This is a genomic window from Hohaiivirga grylli, assembly GCF_039655745.1.
Taxonomy (GTDB): domain Bacteria; phylum Pseudomonadota; class Alphaproteobacteria; order Rhizobiales; family Beijerinckiaceae; genus Hohaiivirga; species Hohaiivirga grylli.
The window spans coordinates 1-14385 of sequence record NZ_JBBYXI010000009.1 but is presented as its reverse complement, the minus strand read 5'-3'; the positions used below and the strand labels follow the sequence as shown (position 1 = coordinate 14385).

The 14385-nt window shown below is 46.9% G+C and carries 7 protein-coding genes; 3 read left to right on the top strand and 4 right to left on the bottom strand.

The genetic code is table 11. The features are described from left to right. Positions 1-55 precede the first annotated feature (55 nt). From WJT86_RS11975 to WJT86_RS11965, 3 genes are all read left to right on the top strand, one after another. On the top strand, positions 56-553 hold the full coding sequence (locus WJT86_RS11975) for a MucR family transcriptional regulator (RefSeq protein WP_346337820.1): 498 nt from the start codon (positions 56-58) through the stop codon (positions 551-553). Between the two features lie 78 nt (positions 554-631). Further along, entirely contained in the window at positions 632-4447 is a 3816-nt protein-coding gene (locus WJT86_RS11970; protein WP_346337819.1) for an autotransporter outer membrane beta-barrel domain-containing protein, read from the top strand. Between the two features lie 460 nt (positions 4448-4907). Next, positions 4908-8768 carry an autotransporter outer membrane beta-barrel domain-containing protein gene (locus WJT86_RS11965; protein WP_346337818.1) on the top strand — a complete coding sequence of 1287 codons (3861 nt, stop codon included), beginning with the start codon at positions 4908-4910 and terminating at the stop codon, positions 8766-8768. A gap of 104 nt (positions 8769-8872) precedes the next feature. Here the strand turns inward: WJT86_RS11965 and WJT86_RS11960 are convergent, their stop codons facing one another. From WJT86_RS11960 to WJT86_RS11945, 4 genes are read right to left on the bottom strand one after another with little or no spacing between them, the layout of a single operon-like run. After that, the gene (locus tag WJT86_RS11960) at positions 8873-9748 is read right to left on the bottom strand and encodes a tetratricopeptide repeat protein (protein ID WP_346337817.1); all 876 of its coding nucleotides are present in this window, start codon (positions 9746-9748) and stop codon (positions 8873-8875) included. Positions 9749-9757: 9 nt separating this feature from the next. Then, positions 9758-11548, bottom strand: a complete 1791-nt coding sequence (locus WJT86_RS11955; protein ID WP_346337816.1) for a ShlB/FhaC/HecB family hemolysin secretion/activation protein — start codon at positions 11546-11548, stop codon at positions 9758-9760. Then, positions 11545-13530: a filamentous hemagglutinin N-terminal domain-containing protein gene (locus WJT86_RS11950; protein WP_346337815.1), complete on the bottom strand. Its 1986-nt coding sequence runs from the start codon at positions 13528-13530 to the stop codon at positions 11545-11547. The genes WJT86_RS11955 and WJT86_RS11950 overlap by 4 nt, the downstream gene beginning before the upstream one ends. Further along, positions 13530-14009, bottom strand: a complete 480-nt coding sequence (locus WJT86_RS11945; RefSeq protein WP_346337814.1) for an invasion associated locus B family protein — start codon at positions 14007-14009, stop codon at positions 13530-13532. Before WJT86_RS11945 ends, WJT86_RS11950 begins: the two co-directional genes overlap by 1 nt. Between the last annotated feature and the right edge of the window lie 376 nt (positions 14010-14385).

The following is a 14385-nucleotide window of genomic DNA, read 5'->3' as shown; positions in this document are numbered from 1 at the left end:
CATTTAAAAATAAAAAATTTAACAAAATTTACCCCCCCCCCCCCCCCCCCCCCCCATATTAAGTGGGTCGAGCGGGAAATACGCTGATTCCTTTTCCGGATTCGTTCCAAACGATGATGCTCCAGCCTTTTCTGCCGCTGTTGCCATTATTATTAGCTATCTGCAGAAAACAGATTGTTCTGAAGAGCGTATTGCTCCTCTCCTGAGTAACATTCACCGCGCGGCTCTCGAGGCCTTGAATGCGGAAAATAGTTGCCAAAAGAAATTCAGTGAGAGTCTGAATAAATCCAAGTCAATCATCTCGATTGAGGAAAGCATCTCAGATGACTATCTGATTTGCCTTGAAAATGGCCAGAAGGTCAAAAGCCTCAAGCGTTATCTGCGTAACCAATTCAATATGACAGTTGAGCAGTACCGTGAAAAATGGTCACTGCCCCCGGATTATCCGGTTGTTGCACCGGCGTTGAGCCGTAAGCGCTCTATGCTTGCCAAGCAGGTTAAGCCTCATAACGCGCGTTTGAAAAATAGAATCGCAAAAAACAAACGCACTTAGGCTGCGTCTTTTACATCCAAAATCTTCAACCGGATCATGAATGATCTGAATATTTCCATTAAATCTTCGGAAAGACTAATGAATACTTCTCGTTTTGGCTTCTATGCAAGTGTAGCTGCAATTGCAATTTTTTCTTTTACTTCATCCTTGCAGGCACAAGTTTATATCGACACTAATGAAACGGTACCCGGTACGCAGTCATCGCCATGGAATGTGAGTGATAAACTTTATATTGGTAATACTGGAACTGGTTCTCTTTCTATCAGTAATGGTGGTTCTGTTATAAGTACAACCAGTAACATTGGCTATGAGACGGGTTCTACTGGAACTGTTGTTGTTACCGGTGCGGGATCAAACTGGAATATCATCAGTGCAGGCACAGGTGTAAATGATCCTAATGGTACTCTATTGGTTGGCTATTACGGTGACGCTTCACTCACTATTTCTAACGGAGGAATTGTTTCAAGTGCAGCTGCAGCCTCTATTGGTATGATGTCTGGCTCCACTGGGACAGTCGAGGTAACAGGGACTGGATCAAGCTGGGACGTCGCGCACTTATATGTCGGCTTCTATGGTAATGCTTCACTTACTATTTCTGATGGGGCAACGGTTAATGTATTAGATACTTCTGCTCATAACCGGATTGGTATGATGTCTGGTTCCACTGGAACTGTTGTTGTTACCGGTGCTGGATCAAGCTGGAATACTACTGGCGGTATGGACGTTGGTTATTCCGGGAATGGCTCACTTACCATTTCTGATGGTGCGACTGTTTCAAGCAACGGATCATCTATTGGTAAGTCTGACGATTCTAAAGGAATTGTCGTCGTTACCGGTGCTGGATCAAGCTGGAATACTACTGGCGGTATGTACGTTGGGCAATCTGGTAATAGCAATGGCTACCTCATTATTTCCAATGGTGCGACTGTTACAAGTGCCAACACTACAGGATATAGTACTTCTAGCTATATAGGTAATTATGCTACAGGGGCTGCTGTTGTCACCGGTGCCGGATCGACCTGGAATATTATAGGTAGTACGGCGTATCTGTATGTAGGTAATTTTGGTAATGGCACGCTTACCATTTCTGATGGAGGGCAGGTCACAAGTGGCATGGGTGTGATTGGCCGCTATAACCAGTCCACAAGCAATGTTGTTGTTACTGGAACCGGGTCCAGCTGGACCAGTACAGCTGGTTTGACTGTTGGGAGTGCCGGGACCGGTTCACTTTTGATCTCAGATGGCGGAACTGTTTCAAATACATATAGTCATATTGGCAGTAGTGGCCAAGGGAACGTTGTTGTTACTGGAGCCGGATCAACCTGGATTAATACTGGAGCTCTAAGTGTTGGTGGTTCTGGTAAGGGCACGCTTACTATTTCTGACGGTGGACAGGTTACAAACAGCCAAGGTGCAACTATAGGAACACAGGTAAGAGGCGAGGGTCTTGTTGAAGTTACTGGTGCTGGGTCTCAATGGAATAACAATGGTTATTTAAGAGTTGGGGAAAATGGTACTGGGTCTCTCGTGATATCAGACGGTGGTTCAGTCTCGAATAAATCATATAGTATGATTGGATACAGTAGTAATAGTCAGGGAACTGCTGTCGTTACCGGTACAGGGTCGCATTGGAATAACAATGGTTATTTAAGAGTTGGCTATTCCGGAACGGGGTCACTATTCATAGCAGATGGTGGAGCTGTTTCAAATGTACAGGCTTCAATTGGTTATGAGGTTGGTTCCACAGGGATAGTTAAGGTAACCGGAGTTGGATCAAGCTGGAATAATATAGGTACTTTCGATGTTGGTTATTCTGGTAATGGCACACTTACCATTACTGACGGTGGACAGGTTACAAGCAACCAAGATGCAAATATAGGAACACAGCTAACGGGTGAGGGTTTTGTTGAAGTTACTGGTGCTGGTTCTCAATGGAATAACAATGGTTATTTAAGGGTTGGGGAAAATGGTACTGGTTCTCTCGTGATATCAGATGGTGGTGTCGTAACGGGAACTGTAATCATTGCTAATCGTCAGTCTGCTTCAGGTTTTCTCAGTATTGGTGCCGAAGCGGGTGGAATACCAGTTGCTCCGGGAACAATAAATACGCCTTCTGTTGCTTTTGGTGCAGGTAATGGTACCATTGTTTTCAACCATACGGCAGTTGAAACTGACAACTACACTTTTGCCCCTCGCATATCCGGTAATGGTACCGTTAATGTTCTTGCCGGTGTCACAACATTTACCGGTAACAATATTTATAGCGGTACAACGACTGTTGCTGGTGGGACGCTTAAAGCAGGGGCTGCAAGTGCTTTCAGTCCGGCTTCGGATTTCGTGGTTGAGAGCGCCGGGACGCTGGACCTGAACGGAACCAGCCAGACAATTGCCTCGCTGGCTAACGCGGGAACTGTTTCTCTGGCCAGCAGTACATCTGTTGGGAACACCCTTACTATTACAGGTGCTCTGGCAGGAAATGGTGGTTCATTCATTATGAACACGGTGTTGGATGGTGATGCTTCCGCAACTGACCAGATTATTCTGGATGGCGGTTCAGCATCAGGAGCCTCCAGCCTTGTCATTAATAATCAGGGCGGAACGGGTACCAAAACGAAGGTAGGGATTATGGTGGTCAGCGCGGTTAATGGCGCAACGACATCGGAAGACAGCTTTGTTCTCAGCCCAGCCTCATCCGGGTATAGATCAACCACACAGTCGATTGTAGCAGGTGCTTATGACTACAGTCTTGTTCGAGGTGGCAATGGTGGCGATGCCAACAGTTTCTATCTGACGTCTTTTGACAGTCCTGTCGTGCCGACACCTGAGCCTCAGCCTCAGCCTGACCCTGAACCAGGTACGACACCGGATAAGGGAAATGGTTCTTCTCCGCAACCTGATATCTCAGGTGGTAATAAAGGCTCCTCTGCTGTGCCTGCAATTCCCACCTACCGCCCGGAAGCTGGTATCTACTTATCTAACCAGCGGGTTGCACAGACAATGTTCATGACCACTTTGCGGGATCGTGAAGGTTATGCGCAAACCGTGAATGGCAAACAGGGTAACAGCTATGCAGGCTGGGGCCGTGCTACCGGAAACCGGTCGAAGGGGCAGGCCGGGAGCGGCTCACTGAACACGCAGGCCGATGTCTGGATGGCGCAGCTTGGAGTCGATCTTCTCTATCTTGAGGGACAGCATGGCACGATGCATGCCGGTCTGATGGGTGGGTTTGGTAAAGCCGATACCAAGGCATCTTCCCGGATGCGGTCACAGTATAAAGCAGATGGCTCGGTTGATGGTTATTCTGTTGGTGTGTATGGCACCTGGTATCAGAATGAGAAGGATGGCACCGGCCTTTATGCAGATGGCTGGGCCCAGTATGGCTGGTATGACAATGAGGTCCGGGGTGTTGGCCTGACGAAAGAGGAATATAACAGTGAAACCTTCACTGCCTCTCTGGAGGTTGGTTATGGATTTGAACTGTCTCATTCAGATAACTGGCGCATTATGTTTGAGCCTCAGGCACAGGTTATCTATGTGAATTACAGCGCAGACCGCCATATTGAGCAGAGTGGAACTGTTGTTCGGCTGAAGAATGATGACGGGTTCATCACGCGGGTTGGTGGTCGCTTATATGGTATTTATACCTATGAAGATGGCAGTACCTTACGCCCTTACATGGAAGCGAACTGGTGGCATCATCAGAAGAGTGGTGCCCTGCTGATGAATGGTGATTACGTGAAGGGCGGCGCTCCCAAGAACCTTGCTGAGATCAAGCTTGGTGTTCAGGGTGAGTTTGCGCGGAACTGGTCCGTCTGGGGGCATGCTTCCGGCCAGATTGGTGATCGTAATTATAACGCCATCGGTGGTCAGCTTGGTGTAAAATATACTTGGTAAAAGCTCTGTAATTGTAGAAATAAAAGCCCTGCCTTTTGGTCAAAAGGCAGGGCTTATTTATTATTTATACTGAAAAATAATATTCTAAATTATTCTTTGACATATATCAATATATTTATAATACAACTTGCTTGTTTAATTATAATATAAATGTTAGTTTTTAAATATAAAGCGCTTTATTTTAATAATATTGCGCCTATTTCAAACAATAAAAGCATGCGGGGTACGATTAAGAAAATTGAATAATATCAATGCATTGTTCTGATTTTAATATTTAAAATCAGAACTGAATAATGATTAGAGAATCAGCGAATCAATGCAAATGATATTCATTTGCAACGGTATAGTTATGCCTTTTACAGGGCATATATAACCGCTTTTGAAATTGATGAGCAAGGTTTTGCTCTGACTAAACAAGCAAATACTAAATGATATTTGCTATTTGGCTCTGGAGGGAGTTGTGGGGAATTCCAAGTATTTTCATTTACGTACAGGTATAGCTGTTGCGGCAGTTGTGGCCTGTGTCTCTTCTTTGTCTGCACAGGTTTATATTGATACACCTGAAACAGTGCCTGGAACACAGACATCACCGTGGAATATTGGCAATACTCTCACTGTTGGCCATACAGGAAATGGTTCACTGATAATCAGTGGTGGTACTGTTTCAAACACAGTGGGTTTTATTGGCCATGACGCCGGGGCTACAGGGTCTGTTGAAGTCAATGGTGCTGGTTCAATCTGGACGAACTCCACTAATCTGTTCATTGGCTATAATGGCAACGGTTCACTGAAGGTTTCAGATGGTGGGGTGGTTTCCAGTCATTCCGGTAACATTGGTTATGCTGCTGGCTCAACAGGGGCCGTAGAGGTAACAGGCAGTGGCTCACGCTGGGATGTTACCCATGCGATATATGTTGGACAGAATGGTGGGAGTGGATCCTTTATCATTGCAGATGGTGGTGTGGTTACTACAGGTTATCAGGGATATATTAGTAGTAGTGGGATTGTAGAAGTTAAAGGCAATAATACACAGTGGACCATCAGCAGTTCGTTACAAGTTAACGGCTCACTGACCATTTCTGGTGGTGGCAAAGTTTCTAATACTTCAGCCACTATCGCAATGACACAAAACAGTAGCAGTACGAGTGGTGTCCTAGTTACCGGTGCAGGTTCTGAGTGGATTAACAGCGGTTACCTGGACATTGGGCTGTACGCCATTGGTACGCCCAATGCCTGGCTGACCATCTCTGACGGAGCTCTGGTTACGAGTGTCGGAGCAGCTGTTGCCAAAGGGGCTGGCAGTACAGCGACAGTTGTTGTCACAGGGAATGGTTCTCAATGGAAAAATAATTCGTTTACTTTGCTTGTTGGGGAGGGAGGAGGTACCGGTTCTGTCGTGATTTCTGACGGTGGGCTGGTTTCTACACGAGACGTTACAATAGGATCAGAAGCAGGCTCATCAGGAAGTTTAGAGGTTACTGGTACGGGTTCTCAACTGCTTGTAAATGTTAATGCTACGGTGGGACGTAAGAGTACGGGGCTATTGAAAATTTCCGGTGGGGGCCTTGTCTCTGTCGGTGGACCTGGTGTGATTGGAGTAAGTAATACAGCTCAAGGTCATGTAGAAGTCAGTGGTGCCGGGTCACAGTTGCTGTTTGGAGATTATCTGATGCTTGGAAGTGATGGCACCGGTTCACTTCTTATTTCAGATGGCGGGCTGGTTTCAAATAGGAATGGTTATATTGGATATAATTCCGGTTCAGAGGGAAGTGTCGTTGTAACCGGAGCTGGCTCACACTGGCTCAATAGTGATACGTCATTGCTTGTTGCTTACAAGGGGACTGGTTCTCTGACGGTTTCTGACGGAGGTCTTGTAACAAACAATGGATTAGCAAGTGTTGCATCTAACGCTGGAAGTGAGGGTTCTGCCGAGGTAACCGGTCCCGGATCGCAATGGATCAATGCAAGTGGTCTGACTGTCGGAGGTAGCGGGAATGCTACTCTCAGAATAGCTGATGGCGGTGTTGTCTCAAACACTTCTGGAATAATCGCAAATTCTTCTGGTTCTCAGGGTATGGTTATTGTTACCGGATCAGGGTCGCAATGGAATAACAGTGGTTACCTGGGAGTTGGCAGCAGCGGAACCGGTTCATTGCATATTTCGGATGGCGGACTGGTGACCAATGCCTCTCATGCCTATATCGGGTATTCGGGGAATTCTGTAGGGTCAGTTGTCGTAACCGGTGATAATTCCCGCTGGATCAACAGCGGTTACCTTGAGATGGGACACGCTTCTGGTAGTAGTGCAGAACTTATCATCTCGGATGGTGGCTTTGTTTCAAATACCTCGGCAGATATTGCCATTGAGTCTCGCAGTAACGCTAAAGTTGTGGTGACCGGGAATGGCTCCAGCTGGATTAATACTGGTGATCTTGCTGTCGGGCGCCGTGGTAAAGGCTCGCTGACAATTGCTGATAATGCTCTCGTCAGGTCAGATGGAAGGGTTCTGGTTGCAAGCAATATCGAAACGACGGGTGTCATCAATATTGGCGCTGCTGCAACAGATCCAGCCAGCGCTCCGGGAGTACTGGATGCTTCTGTACTTGTATTTGGATCCGGTAATGGCACAATTGTCTTCAACCATACGGCTTTTGAAGGCACCAGCTATAATTTCGCTCCTTCCATGTCCGGACGCGGAAGGGTTAATGTCCTTTCCGGGGTAACCACGCTGACCGGCACCAATAGCTACACCGGAGTAACAACTGTTGCGGGTGGTACGCTGAAAGCTGGTGGAGTCAGTGCCTTCAGTCCGTCGTCGATCTTTGCCGTTCAGAGTGCGGGGACGCTTGATCTGAACGGAACCAATCAGACGATTTCAATGCTGCAGAATGCGGGAACAGTTATTGTTGCCGGAGGTTCTGTCGGGAAGACATTGACAATTACAAACTCGCTGACAGGCGATAACGGTACGTTTGTCCTGAATACGATTCTGAATAATGATGCTTCGCTGACGGATCAGATTGTGCTGGATGATAGTTCTGCAGACGGGCCATCAAAACTCCTGATCCGTAATCAGGGCGGTACGGGTGCGCAGACTGATGTCGGTATCATGGTCGTGAGTGCCATTAATGGCGCAACAACATCGGAAGACAGCTTTACGCTTGATCCAAGGTCCCCGGGGTACCGTTCGACGACCCAGTCTCTGACAGCGGGTGCTTATGATTATAACCTCGTACGCGGTGGCAGTGGCAGGCAGTCAGACAGTTTCTATCTGGTTTCCTTTAATACTCCAATTATTGTTGAGCCAGATGTTGGGCCGGAAGAACCGGGTGTTGTACCGCAAGAGCCGGATATCGAGCCGAGAAAGCCGACCTATCGCCCTGAAGCAGGAATTTATCTTGCAAACCAGCAGGTTGCGCAAAGCATGTTTATCACAACTCTGCGTGACCGTCAGGGATATGCCCAGACAGAGAATGGTGCAGAGCCGAATACTTATGCAGGATGGGGACGGGTTACCGGGCGGCTTTCCAATGGCAAAGCGGGCCAAGGGACATTGAATACTCAATCTGAAATCTGGACGGCTCAGCTTGGTGTTGACCTGTTATACCTTGAAGGTCAGGCTGGTACTTTTCACGGCGGTGTGATGGGCGGAATTGGCCGGGCAGACACAAAGGCATCTTCACGTATTCGCTCATTCTATCAAGCCGATGGCCGGGTTGATGGTTATTCCGTTGGTGTCTACGGTACGTGGTACGAGAGTGAAAAGGATGGTCTGGGCTTTTATGCGGATGGATGGACCCAGTATGGCTGGTACGATAATGAGGTGAAAGGAATTGGTCTCCAGAAAGAGAAATATAAAAGTGAGACTTTTACCGCCTCTCTTGAGATTGGCCATTCATTCGAGCTGAATCGTTCAGAAAACTGGCGTGTCATGTTCGAGCCACAGGTTCAGGTTATCTACGTGAACTACAATGCAGATACCTATGTTGAACAGGGTGGAACTGTTGTTCGGCTGAAGAATGATGATGGCTTTATGACCCGTATCGGCGGTCGTTTCTATGGTATCTATACTTATGCGGATGGCAGGACGCTGCGACCTTATATGGAAGCTAACTGGTGGTATCGCCAGAAGAGTGGAGGGGTTCTGATGAACGCGGATTACGTAAAGGGTGGGGCCTCGCGCAACATTGCGGAAATCAAGCTTGGGGTCCAGGGTGAGTTTGCAAAGAACTGGTCTGTCGGAGGGCATATTGCCGGCCAGATTGGTGACCGGAATCATAATGCAATAAGTGCCCAGTTTGGTACGAAATATACTTGGTAATCTAAGCTAGAAAAGCCAGCCCCCGGAGTAAAAAACTCTGGGGACTTTCATATCAGTAGTTATTCTATTGTAAGAGGCTTGATAGGTTTAAATAAAACCCACCCTTATTGTAGGACAGGTTTCCAGTTTTTGGCCTCTGTCTGTGCCTTTTCCAGATCTGTTGCTGACAGCTGTGCGCTGATGCGTTCCAGGGCAGCAGGAGCTGAGGGGAGTTGTCTGGCAGCGGCGAGATTATAATAGACATGGGCCTTGACCAGGTCTTTGCTGACACTCTGCCCGTTTTCATACATTCTTGCCATCTCAAATAATCCGACAGGATTGCCCTGAGCCGCGGCTTTTTCGAAATAGTTTTTGGCCTTGGCAAAATCCTGCTTAACGGTGTCATTGCCATTGGTATAGAGAAAGCCGAGAGAATTCAGTGCTCCGATATGGCCTGCATTCGCGGACTTTTCATAATAAGAAACAGCCTTTGTGGTATCTTTTGTGACACCTTTACCTTCCAGATAGAGCCCGGCGCAGTTATAGGCGGCATCTCTGTCGCCAAGGTCGGCAGCCTTACAGATCATGCTAGCTGCTGTCTTGTAATCCTGCAAAACGCCTTCACCGCGAAAATGCATCAGTCCGACGCGATTGATTGCTTTGGCAGATCCCTTTTCAGCGGCAGCCAGATAAAGGACACGTGCCTTATCCATATCGGCTTGCATGCCAACACCCAATTCAACCATACGCCCCAGATAGAAGCCGCCATCAGGCTGACCCGATAGGAAGGCAGCATTAAATTCCTGAACAGCCTTGCCATAATCCTTGGCATCTAAAGCAGTGATGCCATCTTTTAAAGCCGTTTCAGCTGATTTAGCGTTTGTCTGGATTTGTGGTTTCTGAGGAGCAGTGGCTTCGTTCTTTTGTGCCAGAGCAAGGCCCGCCGCACAAGATGATATGGCAACACCAAATGCCAGTGTTTTTAAAGATTTCAATAACATATTAAACCCTCAAAATAGCTTCATGGAAGCAGTCAGATAAATTTCAGGACTTCTTTTATTCTTTGTGCCGGTTTCAAAAATGGGATGGGCATAGGCGATATCGAAATTCAGTCGCCCATGGTTATAGCGCAAACCAAAACCTGCCCCTGATCGGGAAATATCAGTTTTGTTTGCCAAATCTCGACCATAACCATAATCAATGAATACGAATGGTTGCGCAGAGGTCAGGATTTCATGAGCCAGAAGGAGATCTTCTTTCTTATCTCCCAGAATACGATCAACTGGTAGCACAAAGCTGAATTCAGACCGAACAACGAAACCGCGGTCAACTTTTGCGGCAATACTTGTAAAGCCACGTACAGAGGAAGAAGAGCCCAGAGTTAACTGGTCATCCGAATAGAGGGGATGGTCAGTCCATTGACCGGACAAATCAATCCGGAACGTTCCAATATCCTGAAATCCTTTTGAGAAACCGGTTGATGCATCGAGCTTCCAGAACTGTGCCCTAGGCTCTGAACTGGTAATATCATGTTTGTCTCTGATTGCATTCCAGATTGTGAGACCTTTATTGAAACCCAGCCCATAATAAAAATTGGCACCTTCCAAAAGATGGGTTCGTGAAAATCCAATGCGGGCAATCGAGAACCTCTGGTCTTCAAGTCTGGCATCATTAATATGCCTATCTTGGCGGCGCCAGGTCAGAGACGTGTCAATGGAGCTTTGGATATCCTTATTTCTTTCCAGATTGTAGGACAGACTTCCTGTCACAATTCCTGTGCGGGTAAAGAGATCGACACCTGACTGGAGGCTGCTGAGACTTTCAGAATAAGAGCCGCTCAGTCCCAATGTGAAGCGCCGGATAGGCAGTGAAAAAGCTGCGGTTGCTTCATTGGTACTGAGGCCACTGGCAAGGGAAGTCTGCCATGAGTCATTAAGGCCAATCAGGTTGTCTTTATAGATGTCGACACGCATACGGCGATCAACTGTTGAGCCGGTGCCATTAAGTGCTGCGCCGTTGGTCTCATAGCCAACTTTTATTCTGAAGCTGTCAGATCTGTTATTGGTATAGACGACATTACTGGTTGCGGGCTTACTGCCTGCTTCAAATTTTGCTTCAGCTTTATTAGACGGTACCCGATTCATAAAATCGGCATTGCGCTGTACATCATCAATATGCACAACATCACCTTCGGAGCCCTCAAAACTTAGCCATTGCCTCAGGCCCGGAACATTGAAGAGCTGAAAATCATCCAGTGGATCATCAAGGGTATCAAGCCAGCGTGATGCAGCGCTTAAAGTGCCCCAGACACCTTTGGCTTCTGAAACATTTTTCCAGCCTCTGCTCCATCTTTCTGATATTGGAAGACTCTCGTCCGTCTGGGGTTCGTTGTAAATGATTTTATCGATACGACCTGTATAGACGTTTACAACGAGACGACCAGATGCGACGATGTCTTGATCTGGCAGATTGCCCTGAGTTGTTATATATCCCTTCTCGACATGTTCGTCATTGATTGCTGTTACAATTGCATTGGCAAGCGCGTTATCCAGACAGTTCGCAGCTAACGGTTCCAGCTTTTTTCTTAACTGCTGGACATCAAGAAGCTCGATACCATTGACCTGTATTTCTCTGACCGGAAAACAGGCTTTGGGGTTATAGTCTTTTACAGGCGGGGATAGTTTCTTTGTTACAAGCGTGATATTGGCGCCTCTTAATTGAGGCGGTTCATTTGCATAAGCTGCGTTTGATAACAAACCGGTGAGAGCGGCTGAACAGATGAGAAACAGGCATCTGTTCATGGTAGAATATCCTTGAAAATACCAAGATGATACGGATTTAACGGGCCAATATTCTGCAGTGGTGGTCTAACCTCAAAGATACCAGCAGGGATATCTTCATTGTCAGAACCGCCCTGTATCAGGCCACCATCGAGCACAACGGCTTTCTCTGAATGGATTGCTAGTGAGCCCACAGGGGCATAGATATAGCCACCAAGAGGCTGATAAGCCACTCTTGCGTTGCTACCACTCCAGAGGTTGCCCAGGCCTCCGACACGATTGATGACAAATGGAACATAGGCGGCTCGTGATTCAACTGTCGGGGCGTAAATCTCCATATCACCATATGAGACCAACCACCCTCCTTCATTTATGACGTAGTCGGAAGCATGAATGGATAACCCATATTGCGCATTCATCACGCCACCGATGGTATTGATATCAGCCATTCCTTTTGACCAGCAAACAACACCGCATTGTTTTATTATTGAAAGGGTACCAGTCCAGACAGCCTCATTCTTGAGGGACTTTGCAACAATAGACAGCGAGCCTTCAGCTGCTGATATTTCGCCGCTGTTTACAATATCGCCTGCTTCAATAGAGATTGATGAGCCAAAAATAAGGGCCCGATCATCAATACGTGTTTTCCCGTAATCAAAGGTTGTAACAACGCGCTTTTTCTTACCGAAGAGCCAGGAATTCCAGGTGCGTTTCCTGGTAATGGTAATTATTGGAGCACCATTATTGACTGCATCAATAATTGTCGTTGTGTTGTTTAGATTACCACCGGCTTTCAGATGAATGTTGTTGTTTGAAAGGATACGTGCATCCGTATTATTCAGATTACCGCCAGCATCGATATCGACATTGCCACGCGATCCGTAAACAATCGCCAGGCGGTCTGCATTCTCTGAAAGCAGAGAGATATCTCCAGTTGCTTTCAGGGTTACAGCTCCTTTTGAGTCAGAATCTGCAGATCCCTGCACCTCACCGATAATAGAGCCTTCAATGTCGATGTTGCCAGCATTGGCAATGATTGTGATAGGGCCTGCATTGCTACTGACAAAGGCCTGATTCTGAGGACTGTTCAGAATTTCAACAGAACCACCTGTCAGTTTAACACTTTTCTCGCCATTGATCAGTCCGCCCCTGCTTGAGATTTTTCCCGAAGCATCAATCTGAAACTCACCAATTGTTGAGTAACCTCGCCCCGCAAAGGAGACCCCGGCACCTTTGGCTGAAACTGCAATTTTGACCTTGCTACCCTGCATGTACCCTTGAGGTGTTACGTCAACGAGGTACTCAGTTGATGTGCCGCCAAGGTCTTTGCGTTCGGTAACATAGGGCCTGAGAGTGCTTGAGGCAGGAACAGTCGGATCAGCTGTCAATTCAGAATTGCCGGCTAATAATGAAATCTCTGCGTTTGGGCTGACGTTTTCATTAACAACAGGCCCATCAATTTTGAGCCGTGCAGCAGCAAGATGGAGTGCGGTCATTGCTCCTGTCAGCCCACCGGGCCCAACGTAGATATCGCCTGAGCCGGTTGGAATAATGGGCGCGCCAGCTCCGTTCAGGCGAACAGTCCCGCCGGATAGGATGACGTTACCGGTATTAATAAAAGATCCACCGTCAATCGTGATGCCATTCGGGTTCGCAACAATGACATGAGCGCGGGATCCCAGGACCTCAATTGGTCCATAAAGATAGCTGCGGTTGCTGGATGTCACCTGATTAACGATTGTATTGGCGCGAACGTTTAAATTATCGAGATTGGCACCGACTGGCATTACCGAAAACTGGTTGTATGTATTCATAGAGACGCCGCCTGGTGTGGCGGGCGCAATGGAAACAGTTGGGCGTCCCATAGCGCCTATTGAGACGCTGGTAGACGTATTCTGGTCGGGTACAATCTGTGCATGTGCTGCTGAGAGCGAGCAGACAGAACCCATAATGGCAATGAAACATAGTTTAAGGGCAGTGGATGATAGAAAGTTTTTAGTCATTATTGCGCCCCTCTTTTATGCAGAGCTTCAATTGCCTTTTTTATGCCTGTTAAAGATACGGTAACATCAGTTGGCTGAGCTTTCGTTGTCCAGATTCTGAACTGTGCTTTTTTGCCAGCCATTAATTCCCGCTGGAGTTTGGGGCTAACGGTAAAACCGGCATGGCATCCACTGGTGTTACAGGTTTCAACCAGAATTTTGTAAGCATTTTTATTGTCAATACGGAGCTCAATTCCGGGTGCGATATATCCCCCCAGTGGAATGGAGACGACACCAACAAGCTCATTCTTTTTCTCTCCGGGCAGGATTGTGACAGCGAAAACCGTTTTGCCACTTTCCTGTATTGCAAGCTGTTGTGAAATCCTGCAGCCAGACTGTTGAGTTGCTGGTTGCGGGTTACAGGAGAGTTCCCAATCATCAAACCTGTTTTCAGCGGCCTCTGGCTGCTGCGCTGCTGCGCTGCCTGCTAGTAGAAGCATGCTGAATACATGCAGTAATGTTCTGAATCGATATTTCTGCCCCACAGACTGCCTCACAGAGTTACTGTTTTATTAATGAATCAGATGGCCGAGGTTTAAAAAATTAGCAAGGAATATTTTTATTCGTGTAATTTGTATGATTTTTCCTATTCGTTGTAATGTATGGTTTTCTTATGTTTTTCAGATTTTTTATTAGAAAAATAATCCACATATTACGTTGGTAATTTTCATTAGGATATTTTTTTGTTCTAGGATATATTTTCCCGCGACATCTTCGGTTAAGCGAGGGGCTGACCGAGTAATAATATTAATTCAGAAGTCACGGGTATTTGTTATGGGGCAGGGTTCATTTAGCTTTTCCGGTACAGCTTCGCGT